The 20,707-nt window shown below is 66.1% G+C and carries 15 protein-coding genes and 1 pseudogene; 6 read left to right on the top strand and 10 right to left on the bottom strand.

Annotated features, from left to right (window positions below; genetic code table 11):
- Window positions 1-133: 133 nt before the first annotated feature.
- Window positions 134-1,414 carry an amidohydrolase family protein gene (locus J7396_RS10230; RefSeq protein WP_209261396.1) on the bottom strand — a complete coding sequence of 427 codons (1,281 nt, stop codon included), beginning with the start codon at window positions 1,412-1,414 and terminating at the stop codon, window positions 134-136.
- A complete protein-coding gene (locus J7396_RS10225; RefSeq protein ID WP_014091036.1) occupies window positions 1,411-2,820 on the bottom strand; it encodes an amidohydrolase in 1,410 nt (469 codons plus the stop codon). Before J7396_RS10225 ends, J7396_RS10230 begins: the two co-directional genes overlap by 4 nt.
- Before the next feature lie 133 nt (window positions 2,821-2,953).
- Here J7396_RS10225 and J7396_RS10220 point away from each other — a divergent pair, with 133 nt between their 5' ends.
- Window positions 2,954-3,520, top strand: coding sequence for a DUF924 family protein (locus tag J7396_RS10220; protein ID WP_029820243.1), 567 nt, complete (start codon window positions 2,954-2,956; stop codon window positions 3,518-3,520).
- 154 nt (window positions 3,521-3,674) lie between these two features.
- Here J7396_RS10220 and J7396_RS10215 read toward each other — a convergent pair.
- Window positions 3,675-4,544, bottom strand: a pseudogene (locus J7396_RS10215) (hypothetical protein).
- Window positions 4,545-4,741: 197 nt separating this feature from the next.
- Entirely contained in the window at window positions 4,742-5,668 is a 927-nt protein-coding gene (grxD, locus tag J7396_RS10210; protein WP_005913558.1) for a Grx4 family monothiol glutaredoxin, read from the bottom strand.
- A 45-nt stretch (window positions 5,669-5,713) separates the two neighbouring features.
- Between grxD and J7396_RS10205 the strand changes: the two genes are divergently transcribed.
- A complete protein-coding gene (locus tag J7396_RS10205; protein WP_014091033.1) occupies window positions 5,714-6,505 on the top strand; it encodes a polysaccharide deacetylase family protein in 792 nt (263 codons plus the stop codon).
- Between the two features lie 146 nt (window positions 6,506-6,651).
- Here the strand turns inward: J7396_RS10205 and J7396_RS10200 are convergent, their stop codons facing one another.
- The 3 genes from J7396_RS10200 to J7396_RS10190 all read right to left on the bottom strand — a co-directional run bounded on the left by J7396_RS10200 (window position 6,652) and on the right by J7396_RS10190 (window position 9,693).
- Window positions 6,652-7,323: a methyltransferase gene (locus J7396_RS10200; protein ID WP_008573627.1), complete on the bottom strand. Its 672-nt coding sequence runs from the start codon at window positions 7,321-7,323 to the stop codon at window positions 6,652-6,654.
- 448 nt (window positions 7,324-7,771) lie between these two features.
- On the bottom strand, window positions 7,772-8,422 hold the full coding sequence (locus J7396_RS10195; protein ID WP_071118224.1) for an SGNH/GDSL hydrolase family protein: 651 nt from the start codon (window positions 8,420-8,422) through the stop codon (window positions 7,772-7,774).
- On the bottom strand, window positions 8,422-9,693 hold the full coding sequence (locus tag J7396_RS10190; RefSeq protein ID WP_209261395.1) for a pyridoxal phosphate-dependent aminotransferase: 1,272 nt from the start codon (window positions 9,691-9,693) through the stop codon (window positions 8,422-8,424). Before J7396_RS10190 ends, J7396_RS10195 begins: the two co-directional genes overlap by 1 nt.
- A 153-nt stretch (window positions 9,694-9,846) precedes the next feature.
- Here J7396_RS10190 and rsgA point away from each other — a divergent pair, with 153 nt between their 5' ends.
- The 3 genes from rsgA (at window position 9,847) to J7396_RS10175 (ending at window position 13,172) form a co-directional block, all read left to right on the top strand.
- Window positions 9,847-10,938 carry a ribosome small subunit-dependent GTPase A gene (gene rsgA / locus J7396_RS10185; protein WP_209261394.1) on the top strand — a complete coding sequence of 364 codons (1,092 nt, stop codon included), beginning with the start codon at window positions 9,847-9,849 and terminating at the stop codon, window positions 10,936-10,938.
- Entirely contained in the window at window positions 10,938-12,200 is a 1,263-nt protein-coding gene (locus J7396_RS10180) for a flavohemoglobin expression-modulating QEGLA motif protein (protein ID WP_209261393.1), read from the top strand. The genes rsgA and J7396_RS10180 overlap by 1 nt, the downstream gene beginning before the upstream one ends.
- A 291-nt stretch (window positions 12,201-12,491) precedes the next feature.
- Complete coding sequence (locus J7396_RS10175; RefSeq protein ID WP_011348546.1) at window positions 12,492-13,172, top strand: type 1 glutamine amidotransferase domain-containing protein; 681 nt, start codon at window positions 12,492-12,494, stop codon at window positions 13,170-13,172.
- A 185-nt stretch (window positions 13,173-13,357) separates the two neighbouring features.
- Here J7396_RS10175 and J7396_RS10170 read toward each other — a convergent pair whose 3' ends face one another.
- Both J7396_RS10170 and J7396_RS10165 read right to left on the bottom strand, forming a co-directional pair.
- On the bottom strand, window positions 13,358-15,277 hold the full coding sequence (locus J7396_RS10170) for an alpha-amylase family protein (protein ID WP_209261392.1): 1,920 nt from the start codon (window positions 15,275-15,277) through the stop codon (window positions 13,358-13,360).
- A 34-nt stretch (window positions 15,278-15,311) separates the two neighbouring features.
- On the bottom strand, window positions 15,312-17,768 hold the full coding sequence (locus tag J7396_RS10165) for a TonB-dependent receptor (RefSeq protein ID WP_008573638.1): 2,457 nt from the start codon (window positions 17,766-17,768) through the stop codon (window positions 15,312-15,314).
- A gap of 266 nt (window positions 17,769-18,034) precedes the next feature.
- On the opposite strand from J7396_RS10165, the gene J7396_RS10160 reads away from it, so the two are divergent.
- Window positions 18,035-19,360: an MFS transporter gene (locus J7396_RS10160; protein ID WP_209261391.1), complete on the top strand. Its 1,326-nt coding sequence runs from the start codon at window positions 18,035-18,037 to the stop codon at window positions 19,358-19,360.
- Between the two features lie 191 nt (window positions 19,361-19,551).
- Here the strand turns inward: J7396_RS10160 and J7396_RS10155 are convergent, their stop codons facing one another.
- The gene (locus J7396_RS10155) at window positions 19,552-20,583 is read right to left on the bottom strand and encodes a LacI family DNA-binding transcriptional regulator (RefSeq protein ID WP_007963280.1); all 1,032 of its coding nucleotides are present in this window, start codon (window positions 20,581-20,583) and stop codon (window positions 19,552-19,554) included.
- Window positions 20,584-20,707 lie beyond the last annotated feature (124 nt).

Raw genomic sequence — 20,707 nt, 5'->3', positions numbered from 1 at the left:
GGCAGGACGCCATGACAGCACATCACCTGTGCACAGCAGCAAAGCGGTGAAGCGGTGCGCCGGTACCCGCTGTGCCGGCACACCAACGATGAAAGACCATGCTCAGGTGGCGCTTGAGCAACCCACCGCACGCTTACTTCAGATAGGCGCGCGGCAGCGGGCCGGCCTGCTGCATGTAGCGGTCGCGCAGCTCGCTCTGGCGCGATCGCATCGGCATGTCGCGGCCGCCCAGCCAGACCTGCTCGGCATAATGCGCCACATCCAGCGGGTCGCCTTCCCACAGCACCAGGTCGGCCTGCTTGCCGATCGCAATGCTGCCGATGCGATCGCCCACGCCGAAGATGTCTGCCGGCACACGGGTCAGGCCGGCCAGGCCGGCTTCCCATGGCAAGCCATTGGCGACCGCATTGCCGGCCAGCTGGCGCAGTTTGCGTGCGTTGTGCGAGGCATCGCCGTTTTGGGTAAAGCTGACCTCCACGCCGGCAGCGCGCAGACGTGCGGCGTTTTCCAGCGTCGCGCCAATCTGGTCGAAGGTCGATGGCAGATCCGCCAGCGCGTCGACCAACACCGGGACCTTGGCCTGCGCCAGTTGCGGCGCAAGCTTCCAGGCTTCGGCGCCGCCGGCAATGGCAATGCGCACCTTTTCGCGCTGCGCCCAGCGCAACAGCTGGCGGATGTCGGCTGCGCGTTCCACCTGCACCACGATGCGACCCTGGCCGGCCAGGTAGTTTGCCAGTACACCGCGTCCAACCGGGGTCAGTAATGCATGCGGCCAATCGGCCGGGATACGCCCGCGTGCTTCGGCAACCAGTTGATCCAGCAACATCCATTGCGCGGCGCGCGAGCTGCCGGTGAGATCGGACGCCGCCGCTCCGATGCGAAGAAACAAGGCATGCGGGCCGACCGGATCCGGGCTGCCATCCAGCCGCACGATGCCGCCCTGGCCAGCGATGAAGGCGCCACTGGTGGTCGCCCCCAACGCGGTGAAGCCGATGCCCTCCACGCGCGCCACCGGCACCAGCACCGAATCGGGGTTGTAGGCCAGGGTGACGTCGAATTCCGGGCGCATCGGTTGATCGGCCAGCTTGACGCCGCTGTCCACGGTGCTTTCTTCGCCGGAAACTTCTTCGATACCGATTTCGGTAATGCCGCCGAATAAGGCCGGCGTCAGTAGGCGGCCGTTTGCTTCGACCACGCGGCCGTCGGTGGGTACTGCCAGGTTGCGGCCGATGGCGCGAATCACGCCGCCCTGCACCAGCACGTCGGTGTTCTGCAGGGTGCCTTGCGCGGTGACAGTGTGCACGGTGGCGCCGCGAATCAGCACCTGCTGCGCGAAGGCCGGCAATGCCAGCGTGGCCATCACCAATGCCGCGATCGCGCGCAACCGCGGGGGCATGTGCGTGACGCGGCTCATCGTGCCACCTCCTGGCCGAGCATGAAGTCCGACACCGGCTGCAGTGCGCGGTTGTGCCGGTCGTAGACCTGCGCGCCGTCGATATACACCTGCTCGGCCAGCGCATACGAACTGAAAGGGTTGCCGTTCCAGACCACCACATCGCCCATCTTGCCCGGCTCCAGTGCGCCGGTCTGCTGCTCGATCCCGAGCGCCTTGGCGGCATTGCTGGTGAGCCAGCGGATGGCGCGCTCCGGCGGGATCTCCATGCCACTGCGACGCGCGTTGGCGATCACCTTGGCGGCCTCCTGGTTGAGTCGTTGGATGCCTTCTTCCGAATCCGAATGCACGATGGCGCAGCTGTTGGCCGGGCGATCGACCAGTGCGATGTTTTCCTGGATGCCGTCGAAGGCTTCCATCTTGAAGCCCCACCAGTCGGCCCACAGCGCGCCGCAGACGTTGTCCTGCGCCAGGCGGTCGGCCAGCTTGTAGGCCTCCACGCCGTGATGGAAGGCGGCGATGTGGAAGCCGAATTCCTTGGACAGATCCAGCATCGTCGCCATCTCATCGGCGCGGTAGCAGTGGATGTGCACGCGGATGTCGCCGTTGATGGCACCGGCCAGTGTGTCGAGCTTGAGATCGCGCTTGCCGCCGGCATCGCCACTGCTGTCGTTGTCGCCGCCGCGGCTCCACCAATGGCGCTTTTTGGCGGTTTTCTTTTTCGGCGCGTTCTTCTGCAGATACTCGGCCGCGTCGATGAACGCAGCGCGGTAACCGGCCACGTTGCCCATGCGCGTGCCGGGGCCACCTTTCTGGCCGTACACGCGTTTGGGGTTTTCGCCGCAGGCCATCTTCAGGCCCCATGGTGCACCGGGGAATTTCATGCCCTGGTAGGTGGTGGAAGCAACGTTCTTGAGCGTGACGCCGCGCCCGCCGATCAGATTGGCCGAGCCCGGCAACACCTGCAGCGAGGTGATGCCGCCGGCCAGCGCAGTGCCGAAGCCGGGATCCTGCGGCCAGATCGAATGCTCGGCCCACACGTTGGGCGTCACCGGCGCGGTCATCTCGTTGCCGTCGCTATGCGCGCTGACGCCCGGGCTGGGATACACGCCCAGATGCGAGTGCACATCGATGATGCCGGGCGTCACCCACTTGCCGGTGCCGTCGATACGGCGCACTTCAGCGGGCGCCTGGAGCGCCTTGCCCACCGCAGCCACCTTGCCGTCGCGCAGCAACACGTCGGCATCGTCCAGCCGCTCGCCGGTGCCGGTGAGCACGGTGGCGTGCTGGATCAGCACCGGAGCGGACGCGAGCGCGCGATAGGTGCTGGGGTAGGGATCTTGCACGAAGCGCGATGCGGCCGATGCCGCAGACGCAGGCCCGCACAGCACCGCCGCGCCCAGCGCGGCGAACAGGATGGAACGCATGGATTTCCCCGGTAACACGAAAACGTCAGCCGCCAACCTAGTCGTCGGCGGCGTGCTTGCCAAGTGCTGGAGGTCGAGAGCGGCGGGCTCATCACATGCACCCGTGCATGCTATGCCGAATTCGTCAGGGGATGTGCCGATGATTGCCAAAACAGAGCGCAACAAGCAGGCCGATGTGGTGTTGGCTTTCTGGGAGCTTGCCGGCGCGGCGCGCTGGTTCACGCACAACGACGCCTTCGATGCCAATTTTCGCCAACACTTCAGCGAGCAGCATTTTGCCGCCGCACGGGGTGAGTACGCGCAGTGGATGGCACGCGCCGAAGATGCACTGGCCTTGCTGATCCTGCTGGATCAATTTCCACGCAATGCGTTTCGCGGCAGTGCGCATGCCTATGCCACCGATGGCCTGGCACTGCGGTACGCCAAACAGGCGCTCGCCAGCGGCTTCGATCAACAGGTGTCGGCGCAACTGCGTCTGTTTTTCTATCTGCCCTTCGAGCATGCCGAACACGCCGATGAGCAGGCGCGCGCGGTGCAACTGATCACTGCACTGGGCGATGCACAGACCACCCACTGGGCGCTGGAGCATCAGCGCATCATTGAGCGCTTTGGCCGGTTCCCGCACCGCAATGCGGTGCTGGGACGTGAGACCACGGCAGAAGAGCAGCAGTTTCTGGATGAGGGTGGATTTGCCGGTTGAAGACCTGCATCGGCGATCTGCATGCCGATGATCGAGGTCTGCCGTGCAGCGTGGGTAACGACGCTGCTGCAGCCGGGCACAGGTGGGCATCGCAACGCAGAAGATGCCGCCCTGCGCATGCCGCACCGGGCAGCGTGCAAGCAGTCAACACCGATCAGCAGCCGCCCGGCAATGCTTCCGACCGCCAGCTGGCGCCTTCGCCGAGCAGCAGAGAAAACCCGTAACTTTCGTAGCCGCTTTCGGCCAGCACGAAATCGAGCGTGCCGTTGCCGTCGATATCGCCGAACTGCAGCAGATGCGTGCGCAGCGGCAGGTCTTCGCAATCGTCGCAGCCGCTGGCAGCGTGACCCTTGCGGAACTGCCAACGGCTGCCGTCATGCTCGAAGATCGCAAGGACGACGAGCACGCCGGTGGGGTTGTCCGGGTTGCCGGTCTCGATGGGATGGTTGGAGGTCAGGATCGCCACGCGTCGCTGCGGTTGCTGCGTATCGGTGACGATCTGCAGCGCCGCCAGATCCTGCGCGCGATCGGCATCGAACGCGGCCAGCGCCTGCGCCAGGGCTGCCGGCTAGACGCGCTTGCGCAGCGGCGCGGTGTTGTTGACCTGTGCAAACAGCTCGGCCTGTTCGCTGGCGGTGGCTGCGCGGCCGGCAAAGCGCTTGCCGGGATTCACATCCACGGTCGACAGCAGCGGCGAGTCGGACAGCGTGGGGTTGCCCTTGATGCGCAGCTTCGCGGTGCCGCCGCACATGCTGTTGTCGTCTACCGTCAGTGCCGCAAGCCGCACGTTGCCGGTGGAAACGCCTGCGTTGAAGACCCGCAACGGCTGGCCCAGCAGCGCCTCGGGCAGGGTCGATTCCCTGGCGATACCCTCGCCGAGCCAGACCGGGATGTATTCCAGCGGATCGTCGGTCGGCTGGTTGTCGTAGGTCTGGACCAATAGCACCGCGCGCGACGGTTCGGCGGCGTGGGTGGCCAACGGCAGCAGCGCGGCCAGGGCGACAGAGAGCAGGCGGGTATGCATTGCAGCGATGTCCTTGTGCAGGGTGATCCATGAAAAACGGGCGCTCCAGGGAGCGCCCGTTTCGGTCTGCGGTGTGCCGGCCTAGGCTGCCTCTTGGCGAACCGCGGTCACGCGGTTGTCGCAGGCGCGGCAGTCTACCCAGGACGCATGACCGGCGAGCGGCAGCCGCGACCGTGCGACGACCGCCGATGTGTTGCTCAGTATTTCGCCACGCCGTTGTCCACCTCGTCCGACCACGCATCGATGCCGCCGGTGACGTTGTAGACATTGGTGAAGCCCAGCCCACGGAAATGTTCGGCGGCCTGCAGGCTGCGGCCGCCGCGGTGGCACAGGAACGCCAGCGGGGTGTCCTTGGGCAACTGTTCGATGGCGGCGCGCTCGTGCGCATCCAGCGTGCGGAACGGTGCGGCCACCGTGGCCAGTGCGCGCTCGTCGGCCGGGCGCACGTCCACCAGGGTCAGGCTGCCGGCCTTGAGACGGTCGTCGGCATCGCGCACCGACAGCTCCTGCACCGGCTTGGGCGCATTGGGGTTATCGATGGCCAGGCCACGGCCGCGGATGTCGTCGACCCAGTCGATGGTGATGCCGTCGGCACGACGCGCGCTGGCCAGGTCGAACTGCACGCGCAGCCCGTTGGATTCAGCCGCAATGGCGTTCGGGTTGGTCGGCGCCAGCTGGAAATTGGGCTGGAAATTGGCATCGATGGCCAGCGTCAGCGAGGCATCCGGCGCATCGGCCAGCGCACCTTTGAGCATCTCGACCGCGGCGGGGGTGATGGTGATCTTGGGCGGGCTGCGGTCGGGCGCCTGCAGGCCGAGCATGCTGCTCAGCTCTCCGCTGTCGGCCATCTGCACGATGATGTCGCTGCCGCCGATCAGCTCGCCGTCCACGTACAGCTGCGGGATGGTCGGCCAGTCGCCATAGGCCTTGATGCCCTCGCGGATTTCCTGGTCGGCCAGCACGTTGACGTGGGCATAGTCGATGCCCAGGCCGTCCAGCACGCCGACCGCCTTGGCCGAAAAACCGCACTGCGGCATGCCGGGCTGGCCTTTCATGAAGAGCACCACGCGGCTGGATTGCAGCAGCGTATCGATACGGGAACGCAGGGCGGGATCGAGAGACATGGCAGCACTTGGGTGGCAGCGTGGAGACCGGGCATTCTACGCCGCATGGCATCATTGGGCATGACCACGCCGGAAACGCTGTATCGCACCCCTTCGCGCCCCTACCGCTGGGTGGGCCTGTTGGCCCTCTCGCAGGCAGCGGTGGCACTGCTGTGGTGGCATCTGGGCTGGGCCTGGGGGCTGCCTGCGCTGCTGCTGTCGCATGCGCTGTTCGTGGTGCCGGTGTTCCTGCCGCGCGCGCGGCTGTATGCGCCGGTGCTGGCGCGGTTACCCGGTCGCGCGCCGCATGTCTGGCTGACCATCGACGATGGCCCGTCCGACGACACCCCAGCCATCCTCGACCTGCTGGATGCCTACGACGCCAAGGCAACGTTCTTCCTGGTCGGCGCGCGTGCCGAGCAGCGGCCCGAGCTGGTGCGCGACATGGTGCGGCGCGGGCATGGCATCGGCAACCACAGCCACACCCATCCGCAAGCCTGGTTCTGGGCGCTGGGGCCGCGCCGGATGGCGCAGGAAATCGGCCAGGCGCAGCGCGTGCTGGCGTGCATTACCGGCCAGGCGCCACGGCTGTACCGCTCGGTGGTCGGCATGACCAACCCCTTCGTCGCCTCGCCGCTGCGCGCGCACGGGCTGACCCGGGTGGCCTGGAGCGCGCGCGGCTTCGACGGCGTGCAATGCGAGCCGGACACCACCGTCGCCCGCATCGTGCGCGACCTGCGACCCGGCGCCATCGTGCTGCTGCATGAAGGCGCGGCGCACGGCCACAACCTCACCATCCTGCGCGGCGTGCTGGAGGCGATGCAGGCGCGCGGGTTGGTGGGGCGGCGGCCGGATTAAGCGCGACGGACAAAACAATTGCAGTCGCCGCCTGGCGGGCGCTGCCGGTGTTGGCGCGGCATGCGCCGCCCAGACATGACAGTTCCTTCCCCGCTTCGACGTCTGGTCGACGATTGCTCGCAACGTGTGCCCGTCGCCTGCCGCGCTCAGCGTGGCTCTGCAACGATCAGCCAGTTGTTGAAGGGCGTGTTGCCATACAACGGCGCAAACGTGGCGCGCAGACCGGCTGCGTCCAGGTGCGCCTGCAGGCTCTCGCGCGTGGGATAGCTGCGCGGCATCCGCTGCATCCAGCCGCTCAGGTGCGCCAGGACGTCGGTGACACGGCTGGTGCGGCCACGGCTGCTGGCATCGCCCAGCGCGCTCCGAATCACCAGCTTCGCGCCGGGCGTGAGCATCTGCGCCACGCTGCGCAGCAGACTGGCCTGCATGTCCGCTTGCAGATACTGCAGCACATCCAGGATGGTGACGCTGCCCCGATGCTGCGGCCACGCCACGCTCAGATCGACCACCTCGAACTTGGTAGCGCCCAGGTTCGAGCGCTGCGCGATGTGCTGTGCGCGGCGAATCTTGGACGCATCCACATCCACGCCGTGATAGGCCAAGGCCTGGCCATCGGCGCGCAGTGCATGGGCCAGCAGGCCGAGCCCGCAGCCCAGATCCAGCACCGGCGCCGTGGTCGTGCGCAGCTCGGCCAGCACGCCCGGATACAGCGGGTCGGTGCGCAGCTTGGCTTGCGTGTAGTAGTAGTCGTAGCGGTTGCCCAGCGGATGCGCCGGCAGAAATGCGCGTGCAATCGTCAACGCCTGCGCGCGGCTCATCGGTTGGGTGGCAGTGGTGTGCAATGTCGTTCCTTGGCAATCAGGCGTGCTGCGCGGCTAGCTTAGGGCCTGCCGGGCTGGTTGGGGTAGGGCGGGTTGGCAGTTTGCGATGCGTGCCCACGGATGCATCGGTGGCTGGTATCCGACCTGCGCGGATCGAAAGGCCTGGCTGCAACGCCTGCTGCTACCGCATCGACGTAAAGAGGGCTGGCAGTGATCGCGTGCGACATCTCGCGCTGTGTAGGCAGGTGCAAACCCACGCGCGCACAACCGCGGCAGAGAAGCGCAGCAAAACGCTGTGACTTGGTGCCTTGCCAAGATGTTGCGCGCAGCCAGCAGATGGGCTTGGGCCGCATGCAAGAACTGCAGCGTACGGTTGGTGAATCCTGATTCCGGGCGCTGGCCGCAGCTACCTGGCAGCAGCCCGGTCTGTGTTGCCCAGCTACGCTTAGACGATCGTGTCCAACGACCCAGTTGCGCCCAACGCATCGCGCGCTGCCGGTAGCGCCAGTGCCGTCCAACGCGCATACATTGCGCCGGAAGGATGCAAACCGTCGTCCACCAGCATGTCCACCGCATCGCCGCCATCGCGGCTGGTGGCCGTGATGTCGACAAAGCGCACCGCATGTGCACTGCAGCGGTCGGCAGCGATTGCATTGAACGCGTCGATCTGCGCACCGATCAACGCGGCATCGCCACTGCGCGCGCGCGCAAACGGGGTCAGGCCCCAATCGGGAATCGACAGCACGAACACGCGTGCCGGGTGGCCGTTCGCGCATGCAATTGCACGCAGCAGCAGGGCGTCGAACTGCTGGCGGTACTCGTCCAATGGGCGCCCGCGATACTGATTGTTGACGCCAATCAACAAGCTCACCAGGTCGAACGGACCCTGCGGGGCTGCCGCGTCGATCCCGGCCTGCAATTCGTCGGTGGTCCAGCCGGTGGTGGCGATGATCTGCGGCGGCGCCACGTTCCAACCGTATGCACGTAAGCCAACGACCAGTTGCGAAGGCCAACGCTGGTCAGGCGCAACGCCTTCGCCGATGGTGTACGAATCGCCGAGCGCCAGATAGCGCAGCGGCGCGCCAGGCGCAGTCATCAGGCCACGCTGCGTGGCTTGAGTGGAACCACCTTGGTAATGGCCTCGGCGCGGCGTGCCAATGCACGGTCGATGCGTGCGAACACATCGCGCATCACACCGGCTTCCGGCATCAGGGTCACGCGGAAATGGTGGCGATACGGCACGTTGAAGCTGGAGCCGGGAACCACCAGCACGCCTTCTTCGTTCATCAGATCGAGTGCGAACGCATGATCGTCGAAATTGCGCGCGGCCGCACCGACCACCGCCGGGAAGGCGTACAGCGCACCGGCCGGCGCCACCAGCGACAGGTGCTCGCTGGCCGCGCAGGCCTCGATCACCGCACGGCGGGTTTCGTACAGGCGGCCACCGGGCGCGCACAACGCGGAAATGGTGTCCGGCCCATTGACCGCCGCATCGATGGCGTACTGGCCCGGTACGTTGGCGCACAGGCGCAGCGCGCCGAGCAGGTCCATCGCGTTGCGCAGATCGTTGATGCGCGATTGCTCGCCCGACAGCAGCGCCCAGCCCACCCGCCAGCCGCAGGCGCGGTGCACCTTGCTCAGCCCGCTGAAGGTGATGCACGGGTGCGCACCGGCCAGCGGCGCCACCGGCACGAAGGCCGCGTCGTCGTACAGCACCTGGTCGTAGATCTCATCGACCATCAGCAGCAGATTGTGCTTGGTGGCGATCGCCACGATGCGCTCCAGCAGCTCGCGCGAATAACTGGCGCCGCTGGGGTTGTTCGGATTGATCAGCACGATGGCGCGGGTGCGCGAGGACACCAGCGTCTCGATCTCCACCGGGTCCGGCTGGAAGCCGTTTTCCGGCGCGCAGCGGTAATACACCGGGCGGCCGTCGTTGAGGATGGTCGCCGCCGACCACAGCGGATAGTCGGGCGAGGGCACCAGCACTTCGTCGCCGGGATTGAGCAGCGCACGCAGCGACAGATCGATCAGCTCGCTGACGCCGTTGCCGATGAAGATGCGGTCCGGATGCGCGTCCGGATGCTGACGCCGCGCATACGCCTTGGCGACCGCTTCGCGCGCCTCCGGCAGGCCTTGCTGATGGGTGTATGGATCGGTGCGGCCCATGTCGTCGGCAATGGCGCGCTGCAGATGCTCCGGCGCACGGAATCCGAACGCACCGGGGTTGCCGATATTGAGCTTGATCAGCTTGCGGCCCTGCGCCTCCAACTCCCGCGCTCGCCGCGCCAGTTCGCCCCGGATCTCGTAGCGGACTTCGGACAGACGCTCGCGGATGGCGAGCGGCTTTTGCGGGGCAGTGGACATGCGACGGGCCGGTTGTAGGCGTGAGGCTTGGCATGGTATCGGAAATATGACAAGCGGACATGCTTGCATCGGCAACGATGTCAAGCGGCGCGTGAGGCGCGGTGCAGCACGCGCTTGCACAAGCCGCTGCGGCCAGCCAGCTAGAATCGCCCCATGAGCGACACACCCCCCGATTACCCCACCCTCCAATCCATCGGCTGGCCCTGGCCGGGGCCGCCTGAAGAGGCGGCCTGGCAGGCGATCTTCGCTGCGCATCCGCAGGCATTGCCGGCGCGGGTCGTGGAGCAGCATCGCACCGGGTATGTGGTGGCCGACACGCCCGAGGCCAGCCTGAAGGCCGAGTCGTTGCCGGAGTGGCAGCGGCCGCGCTTCCCAAGCCATGAGCGGGCGGCGGTGGGCGATTGGGTGTTGATGGAGGGCAAGCGCATCGTGGCGTTGCTGCCGCGGCGCACCTCGATCAAGCGGGGGGCGGCCGGCGAGCATTACCACCAGCAGGTGATCGCGGCCAATATCGATACGGTGTTCATCGTGTGCGGGCTGGATGCGGACTTCAATCCACGCCGCATCGAGCGCTATCTGTTGCTGGTGGGCGGCGGCGGTGCGCAGCCGGTGGTGGTGCTGACCAAGGCCGATCAGACCGAATACGCCGAGGATGCGTTGGCGGTGCTGGAAGAGCTGGAGGCGCAGAACATTCCGTTACGCGCGGTCAATGCCAAGGATCCGGACAGCGTGGCCGCGTTGCGGCCGTGGCTGGGCGATGGCCGCACGGCGGTGCTGGTGGGCTCGTCCGGTGCGGGTAAATCGACCCTGACCAATACGCTGCTCGGCACGCAGAAGATGAAGACCAATGCGGTGCGCGAGAACGATTCGCGCGGCCGCCACACCACCACGCATCGCGCGTTGATTCCATTGCCGTCCGGGGCGTGCCTGATCGACACGCCTGGCATGCGCGAGCTCAAGCCGACCGGCGAAGAGGATCTGGCCGAAGGCGGTTTTTCGGACGTGGAGGCCCTGGCGGCGCAGTGCCGCTTCAACGATTGCGCGCATATCGCCGAGCCGGGCTGTGCGGTGCGTGCGGCGATCGACGCAGGCGAGCTGGACCCGGAGCGTGTTGCCAACTACATGAAGCTGCGGGTGGAAGTGGCCAGCGCCGCCGAGAAGCTCGCCACCCGCGTTGCGCAGAACAATCGCGGCAAGGGGTCGGGCAAGCGGCCGGCCAGCGTCGATCGTCCCGGGCGGCGCTGATGCCCTCGCGCAAGGGGCCGCCGGACATCGTCCATCACGCGGCGCTGGATGCGCGCCTGGTCAAGGCCGTGCGCGGTGTGCGCCTGCTGGCCCTGGCCAGCTGGCCGCGCTCGCTGCAGGAGCCGTTTCTCAACAGCGTGGCGCGCGGGCAGCCGGAATTGCCGCAGGTCGAGTATCCGTCGCTGGATTTCGGCGACACCCGGCGCGAATTGGCCGCCATCGCCAAGGACGCCGACCCGCATCATCCGCTGGGTGAATACCTCATCGATTCGGCGCAGAGCTGGAGTCTTGCAGCAGGTTTGCTGGAGTCGTTGGGCACCCCGGCGGTGAGCGAGTACTCGGCGCAATTGTTCGGCGTGCCGGAGGACCCGATGCCGGGCAACGGGCCGAGCACACGCGAAGCGGCGCAGCATTTCATCCAGATCGCCCAAGAGCTGGATCGCGAACTGATGGCGCCGGAAGAGCAGGTGCCGGTCTCGGCCACCGCCTTGCGCATGCAGTTGCAGAACGATCTGGACGGGTTTTTCGAGGGGCGCGTCATCACTGTCACGCTCGATCCGGATCTGCTCGCCAAGGCGGCGGCCGGCGCGCATCGCATCCGCTTGCGCACCGGTGCCACGTTCAGCGATTACGACCGCGCGCAGCTGTTCCATCACGAAGCGCTGGTGCATTCGCTGACCGCGCTCAACGGGCGCGCGCAGGTGCATCTGCCCAGCCTGGGCATTTCGTCCCCGCGCACGACCGCAACGCAGGAGGGCCTGGCCACGTTTGCCGAGCAGATCACCGGCAGCATCGATATCGAGCGCATGAAGCGCATCAGCCTGCGCATCGAAGCGATTGCGATGGCACGCTCGGGTGCGGATTTCATCGAGGTATTTCGCTATTTCACCGCAGGCGGGCAGAGCGCTGCAGAAAGTTTTTCGTCGGCGCAGCGCGTGTTCCGCGGCGTGCCGACCAGTGGCGGCGGTGCGTTCACCAAGGACACCGTGTATCTGCGTGGTTTGGTCGCGGTGCACACCTTCTTCCGCCATTCCTTGCAGCGCGACCAGCTGCAGCTGTGCCGTTACCTGTTCGCCGGCAAGATGGCATTGGGCGATGTGGCGCGCTTTGCGCCGTTGTTCGACAGCGGCGTGCTGGTCGCGCCACGCTGGCTGCCGCCGTGGGTGAGCCGTGTCAGCGGGCTGGCCGGCATGCTGGCGTTTTCGTTGTTCGCCAACCGCATCCGCATGGATCAGCTGCAGCCGCCGGCAATGAATGTGTGAGGCGAGGCGTTTGCTGCCGTTGCGGCGCATCGCAGCGCCCGACAGTTGCTGACACAGCTGGCGAGACATTGTTGGGTGGGCGCGAATGGCGCGCAAAAGCCGGCATGTAAAAAGACACGTGCGGCGCCCGGAGCACCGGCGGCGCGCCTGTCAACTGCATTGGCTTGTTGGACGCGATCGCAACATTCATGAACACATGCAGCGGGCACCACGCGCTCTACACGAGGCTGCAACGGGCTGAACTGCACACTGGCCGCCTTGCCCAGTTGGGCCATGACACGAGGCAATGCGATGAAAGTTTTGATGGTACTGACGTCCCACGACCAGCTTGGTGACACCGGCAAGAAGACCGGGTTTTGGCTGGAAGAATTTGCCGCGCCGTATTACGTGTTCAAGGATGCAGGCGCGGACATCACCCTTGTCTCGCCCAAGGGTGGCCAGCCGCCGCTGGATCCCAAGAGCGACGAGCCCGACGCACAAACCGACGCCACCAAACGCTTCAAGCAGGACCAGGATGCGCAGAAGGCCCTCGCTAGCACGCACCGTCTGGCCGACATCAAGGCCGAGGACTTCGATGTGCTGTTCTACCCGGGCGGCCACGGCCCGCTCTGGGATCTGGCTGAAGACGCCGATTCCATCGCGCTGATCGAGACCTTTGCCAAGGCCAACAAGCCGCATGGTCTGGTGTGCCACGCACCAGGCGCGCTGCGTCGGGTCAAGGGTAGCGACGGCAAGCCACTGGTCAATGGCCGCCGCGTCACAGGTTTCACCAACAGCGAAGAAGAGGGCGTGGGCCTGACCAAGATCGTGCCGTTCCTGGTCGAAGACGTGCTGACCGAACTCGGCGGCAAGTACGAAAAGGGCGCCGACTGGGGCGTGTACGTGGTCACCGACGGCACCCTGGTCACCGGTCAGAACCCGGCGTCTTCGGAGAAAACCGCAGAAACGCTGCTGGCGCTGGCAAAGCGCTGATTCCTGGCAATTGACGGGTCTTGAAAAAGCCCCGTTCCCGTCGGGGCTCAAGGCATGGCCCGCGCGCTCCTGGTGCGCGGGCCATGCTGCGCTTGCATCAGTAGGTGATTGCGCGGAGCGCGCTTAGGCGAAGATGCGGCTCACCAAACGCGCGGCCAATCACCGCTTACGCCTATCGGGTATGTTCAGCCCTTACGCTGCAACCAACGCACGCCGTAAGGCGGAAGCACGATCGATACATCGTCGCTCACGGCCGCAGCATCGACCGCGTCGTCGATGGCCAGCAGCGTCCATCCATCGACGCCGACCGCCGCAAGCTCCACGTCGAGCGGCTGGTCACTGAAGTTATGCAAGGCGATAAAGCTCTCGCCACGCGTCAACGCGAACACGCGAGCATCGTTCAACGCGATGCTGCCCAATGCCCGATCCGCCGCCAACGCGGTGAGTGCGGTACGTTTCCGGATCAATCCACGCAAACGTCGGTACACCTTGCCACTCAGGCTGTTGGCATCGTGACGTTGCGCGGCAAGCTGCCAATCCATCGCCGGCCGATGCAGCCAACGGCCTTCATGCTGGCGGAGCGGATCGTCGCGATAGCCGGGGTCATTGACCATCGCCAATTCGTCGCCCATGTAGATCAGCGGGACACCCGGCATGGCAAGCGCAATGGCATACAGCAACACCAGCCGGTCCACTGCAACCGCCAACGCCGCCGCATCGCCTGCCTCCTGCGCGGCCTGGATGCCCGCAAGTGCAGCAGCCATGCCATTGGTTCCATGCACGCCGTCGCCGCTGCTCTGGAAACTCTCGCCGCGCGCGTAACTGCCAGGCACCGCGTTGGCATAGAAGCGCGCCACATCGCGTAGCGAAAACGGCGGTTGCGCTGCATTGCCGCTGGCTTCGTGCTGCAGCACATTCCAGCCGATATCGTCATGGCAACGCACATAACTCAACCATGCACAGTGGCGCGGCAGCGGTGGGCTGTGCGCGATCACGTTGTGCAGGATGTCGCCGCGTTGCAACGCCAGCGCCGACCAGCCGGCCGCCATCAAGCTGCTGTGATAGGCCAGATGGCATTCGTGGCCCTGGTCCGTGCCGCTCCCGAAGTATGGCGGCAGTTGCGTCATCGGCACGATGGCTTCGGCCTTCATCACCACCGCCGGCGCGACGATATCGGTCACCGCGCGCAGAGCCACCAGCAAGGTGTGCGCTTCGGGCTGGTTCATGCAATCGGTGCCGATACGCTTCCACAGATAGGCCGTGGAATCCAGGCGGAATGCTTCCACGCCCAGGTTGGCCAGCCGCAGCATCGCCAGGGCCATATCGCCGAACACCGCCGGGTTGCTCCAGTTCAAATCCCATTGATACGGATAGAACGTGGTCCACATCCATTGCGCGGTGTCGTCCACCCAGGTGAAGTTGCCAGGCGCTGTGTGCGGAAACACCTGCCCCAGCGTGGCTTCGTACCGGTCGGGCAGGCTGCGGTCGGCAAAGTGGTGGTAGTAATCCAGATAACGTGCATCGCCGGCGCGGGCCGCCTGTGCCCAGGCGTGATCGTCGGCGGTGTGATTGAGCACGAAGTCCGCGCACAGGCTGATGCCCGCCTCGCGCAGGCGGGTGGTGAGTGCGATCAAGTCGTCGTTGGTGCCCAGGCTGGGTTCCACCTGGCCGTAGTCGCTGACCGCAAAGCCGCCGTCGTTGTCGCCAGCGCGTGCGCGCAGGAACGGCAGCAGATGCAGGTAGCGCACGCCCAGTTCCTGCAGATACGGCACGCGCTCGGCCACGCCCTGCAGCGTGCCGGCAAAGCGGTCTGCGTAGGCGCTGTAGCCGAGCATGTGCTGTTCGCCGAACCAACCGGCGTGCCGGGTGCTGTCGAGCGCTTGCAAGGCTTGCGGGCGTTGCCGGGCGATCGTGCCTACCTCGCCCAGCCACTGCGCCAGCCACGATGCATAGTCGGCACGCTGGCCGTAGAGCGCGTGCAAGGCATCCAGCAAACGCGACGCGTGCTGGTCGTAGCGCGACAACAGCACGTCGGCGCGTTGCGGGTCCAGCGGCGCGGCGAAGGCCGCGCGCAATGCGGTGGAATCGATCGGGGAGGTGCTCATCAGAGGCCGCCGGGCAGGGCCCGGCGCGGGGTCCTTAAAAGTCGTAACGCAGGCTGATGCTGGTGGTACGGCCGGCAATCGAGCGCGCGCGGATGATGCCATTGGCCGGAATGGTCGCCTCTTCGGCTTCGGTCAGGCCAAAGGTGTTGAACAGGTTGTTGACGTTGAGCGCCACGGTGAGCGCGTCGGTGACGCGGTAGTCGCCGAACAGGTTCACCTGCGTATAGCCGGGCATCTTCAACTGATTGGCGTCTTGCGTGTAGGCGTCGGTGGTGCCGATCAGGTTCACGCCGAACTGGTAGCTGTCGCCGCGGTAGCTGGGCGTGAGCTGCCACACCACATCGGCCTGGCGACGCGGCACGTTGCCGGTGTTTTCCGGGGTGATCTGATCGCGCGAGATTTCTGCATCGGTCCAGGTCAGGCCGCCATTGAGGGTGAAACCTTGGTAGCGATAGCTGGCTTCCAGTTCCACGCCGTGCGCTTCATAGCTGCGATTGAAGAACCGCTGGCTGGTGATTTCGAAATTCTGCTCCTGGGTCCGTGCAGAGAACGCGGTGGCGAACAGGCTCAGCCCGTCGCGGCGCCACTTCAGGCCGGCTTCGGCCTGGCGCACCACGTTGACGCCTTCCTCGGAAGACACCGAACCGTCGTCGCGCACCACGCCGAACAACAACCGGTCTGCGTTGGCGCGTGCGCCGCGGCTGATGCGCGCAAACGCGCCCAGGTCGTCGGTGATCAGATAGTTGCCGCCCAGCGAGTACGACAGGTAATTCCAGTCGTAGTCCACCGGGCGCGAATTGGCGGTGTCCACCGTGGCCACGCGCTGTTCCACCGGCTGGATCACGCCATCGCCGTTGACATCCAGGTTCTGTGCGATGGCAGTGCCGTTGTAGCTGCCGCGCGCATCGCCCATGTCGTAGCGCAGGCTGCCGTCGACGCTGAACTTGCCGCTGTCGAAGGTGAGCGCAACGTAGGGCGCGTTGACGTCGTAGCGCACGTCGTAGCTGCGGGTGACGCAGCAGTCGCCCCAGAACGGCGTGCCGTAGGCGTACAGGCCGTTCTGCGAGCGTGAGACGCCGGCCGCGTCCACCACGTTGAGCAAGCGCGAGTTGCGGCCCAGGCTCTGCACGTACGAGTTCCAGGTCCAGTCCATGTCGATGGTCTGGCGTGAGCTGTAATAGCCCATGCGCAGGTTCAGCGTGCGCCCGTCGCCGCCGAACTCGCGCGAGACGCTGAGGTCGTTAGTGACGTTGCCCAGGTCGTTGATGGCCACGTTGAACAGGTGGGTGCGAATCGCGTTGCCGGTGTAGGCCTGGCCAGCATTGGGTCCGCCGGCTTCCACCAGTTGCGCACCGGCACCGCCGATGGAAGCGGCCAGCGACGCGGCGTCGGTGACTTCGGCAGGGAACGGGCTGACGAAGCGGCCGCTGTTGTCGGCGACGCGGAACTTCTCGCTCAGGTTCCAGCCATTGCCCAGGTCGAACCAGGCCTCGGCACCGATGGTGCGCGAGATGGGATGCATGCCGTCGCCCAGATCGGTGCGGCGCGGCTGGTTGTTGCCGTCCAGGCCCACGTCGGTGCGAAAGTTGCGGCTGTACAAGGTGTCGTTGCCGGGATCGAAACCGGGAAAGCCACCCAGGTCTGGCGAGCCATCGCGGCCGCGCACCGAGGTGGGCACCGGCAGGTAGCCGGCGGCGCGGTCGTTGAGGTATTTGCCGTACAGGCGCACGTAGCCGTTGTCGAACAGGCGGGTGAGGTTGGCCTTGAGCTGGCCACCCTTGTCGGTGGTGTAGCCGGCATCGCGCACGCCATCGCCCTGGCGGAAGAAGCCGCCGATGTTGAACTGCCATTGCTCGGCGAACGGTGCGCCGTAATTGAAGTCGATGCGGGTGTTGTCGTAGTCCAGGCCGCGGCTGACGCCGACACTGCCGCCTGCGGTGTCACCGGTCTTGCTGATGAAGTTGATGATGCCGCCGGGCGCGTTGCTGGTGAAGGTGGACGCCGAACCGCCGCGGATGGCTTCGATGCGGTCCAGGGTGAAATCCGAACGCAGGAAGATGTCCGAGTTGCCGAAGGCGATATCGCCGAACTCCATCACCGGCAGGCCATCTTCCTGCAGTTGCAGGAATTTCGCACCGCCGGAGGCCACTGGCAAACCGCGCACGGCGATATTGGCATTGCCTTCGCCACCGCTGGATTCTGAGCGGATGCCGGGGATATTGCGGAAGATTTCTGCCGTACTGCGCGGCGCCGATTGTTCGATCGCCTCGGCGCCGACGGTACTGACCGAGACGCTGGATTTCAGTTTGGTGGTGGCGGTGGAGGTGCCGGTGACGAACACCGAATCCAGATTGACCGCGGCGCTGTCGGCAGCCGGCGGCGTGGCCGGCGCAGCGGCGGCGGTGTCCTGGGCCAGCGCGGCGGGCGCGCACAGGCAGGAGACGACCGCGCAGGCCAGGGCATGCAGGCGCATGGTGTGCAAGGTGGACATTGCGATTCTCTCTCTCACAGATGGTGGTGTGCCGACGCCTGCATCGTCCCCTCCCAGGGAGTGGCCATGTGGCCTGCAGTGCGAGCGCAGTATTACGCTGTAATACAATCGATTGCAATCTTGCGTCGCAGCATAAATGGCAAGTTGCATCTGATTTATTTCAGATGGGGAAACGTGCTGCGATGCAGCGTTACAATCGATTGCATCAACGGCAGGGTACAGTGCGCTGCGGCCACCGGGAGCCGCACCGATGCCCAGGGCCTTGCATGTCGTCGACCGTTCCTAAGCTCTCCTTCGCGCGCATCCTGGCGCTCAACGCCGGGTTTTTCGGCGTGCAATACAGCTTCGGGCTGCAGCAGAGCAACATGAGCCCGATCTACAATTATCTGGGCGCCGACCACGCCAACCTGCCGTACCTGTGGCTGGCCGGGCCGATCACCGGCCTGGTGCTGCAGCCGTTCGTAGGGGCGTGGAGCGACCGCTCGGTGACGCGGTGGGGCCGGCGCATGCCGTACATGGTGCTAGGCGCGCTGGTGTGCAGCCTGTGCCTGCTGGCGATGCCGTTCAGTACCGCGCTGTGGATGGCGGTATGCCTGCTGTGGGTGCTGGATGCGGCCAACAACGTGGCGATGGAGCCCTACCGTGCGCTGGTGAGCGACGTCCTGGCGCCGCCGCAGCGACCGTTGGGGTATCTCACCCAGAGCGCATTTACCGGCCTTGCGCAGACGCTGGCCTACCTCACGCCGCCGTTGCTGGTGTGGATGGGCATGAACCAGGACGCTGCCAACGCACACCACATCCCTTACGTCACCATTGCCGCCTTCGTGATCGGCGCGGGCTTTTCAGCAGGCTCGATCCTGCTCACGGCACGCAGCGTGCGCGAGCCGGCGATCGCGCCGGCAGAGATCGCACGCATCCGCCAGCGCGGCGCCGGGCTGGGTGCGACGGTGCGCGAAATCGGCAGCGCGCTGCGCGAGATGCCGCCCACCATGCGCCAGTTGGCCCCGGTGATGCTGTTTCAGTGGTACGCGATCTTTTGCTACTGGCAATACATCGTGCTGTCGCTGTCGACCACGTTGTTCGGCACCACCGACCCCACCTCGCATGGTTTCCGCGAGGCCGGCCTGGTCAATGGGCAGATCGGCGGGTTCTATAACTTCGTTGCGTTTCTGGCGGCGTTTGCGATGGTGCCGGTGGTGCGTCGCTTCGGTCCCAAGTACACGCATGCGGCCTGCCTGGTCGCCGCCGGTATCGGCATGTGGCTGCTGCCTGGCATCGAAAATCGCTGGCTGATGCTGCTGCCGATGATCGGCATTGGCCTGGCCTGGGCCAGCATGATGGGCAACCCGTATCTGATGCTGGCCGACAGCATCCCGTCCGAGCGCACCGGCGTGTACATGGGCTTGTTCAACCTGTTCATCGTGCTGCCGATGCTGATCCAGATCGTCACCTTGCCGCTGTATTACGAGCATGTGTTGCACGGCGACCCGCGCAACGTGGTCCGCCTGGCCGGCGCGCTGATGCTGGCAGCGGCATCGGCGATGCTGTGCGTGCGGGGCCGCAAGCAGGGGACGATCCCGGCAGGGGCGTAGCAATGCGGGGCTGACATCGCTGGCTGCCACAGATGCCAGACGCGAGTGCCTGCCGGGTTGCCTGGGGTGGCGAGTACGGTGGATCGGCTGGCCGCCGGCCCTCATCCGCCCTTCGGGCACTTCCCGCAGGCGGGAGAAGGAAGCGGGTTGCCGGGCTGGTATCTCCCAATCCCGAATCCCGAATCTCCGCCTCACGCCGACTCGCGCACCACCAGTTTCACCGGCATTTCAACCGATTGCACCTGCTCGCCCGCAATCAGCGCCAGCAGCCGGTCTACCAACAACCGCGCGGCCAGGCCCAGATCCTGCTGCACGGTGGTCAACGGCGGTTGGCTATAGGCGGCCAGCGGGATGTCGTCAAAGCCCACCAGCGAAATGTCCTGCGGCACGCGATGGCCGGCCTCGACCAGGGCGCGGATTGCACCCACGGCGATGACATCGGAGGCGGCGAACAGGCCATCGGGCGGGTCGGCTTTCTTGAGCATCGCGCGGGTAAGGCGGTAGGCATCTTCGCTGACGAAATGGCTGCGCGCGTGCAGCCGCGTATCGAATTCCAGCCCGTGCCGCTCCAGCGCGTGGCGATAGCCGGCAAACCGCGGTGCCACCTCGGGCAATTGGTCGTCGCCCAGAAAGGCGATGCGCTGGCGGCCGCTGGCGATGAGGTGTTCGGTGGCGAGCACGCCGCCCTGGAAATTGTCGCTGCCCACGCTGATGTACGACTGCCCATCGATGCGGCTGCCCCATACCGCCATCGGCAGGCCGTCGCGTGCGGCTGCATCCAGCGCGGCGTGTTCGGAACTTTGCCCCAGCACGATGACGCCGTCGGAGCGGCTGCCGCGCGCGAGTTGTTCCACCCAGCCATCCTGATGCCGGTCCAGTTTGGAGAGCAGCATGCTGTAGCCGCGTCCGGTGAGTTCTTCGGCCAGCAGCGCCAGCATGGTCATCAGGAACGGGTCCGAAAGCGGCTGATCCAGCGCATGCATCATCGGCACTGCCACGCTCACGGTGTTGGAGCGTTTGGCGCGCAGGCTGCGCGCCACCGGGTCGACCTGGTAGCCGGCATCGGCCGCAATCTGCTTGATATAGGCGCGCGTGCGTTCGGCCACGACCGGGCTGCCGGCCAGGGCCCGCGACACGGTGGATTCGGACACGCCCGCCATGCGCGCGATGTCGGCCATCTGCGGACGGGCAGTGAGCGTGGTGCGGTCTGAAGGTTTGGCCATGGCAGCGCGCTGCGGAAAAGCCAGAGTGTAATCAGTTCGCACTAGAGGCGGGTTGTTCGCACGGTGGCGGCTGCTTGTACGCGCGGGCGCGGCGCGCACGCGCACGGATCTGCTGGCCTTGTGG

Origin of the sequence: Xanthomonas sp. A1809 (genome assembly GCF_017746015.1) — a bacterium.
Classification (GTDB): Bacteria; Pseudomonadota; Gammaproteobacteria; order Xanthomonadales; family Xanthomonadaceae; genus Xanthomonas; species Xanthomonas euvesicatoria.
Note: the sequence above shows the minus strand (reverse complement) of the source record. Positions and strands in the feature narration are given on the sequence as shown.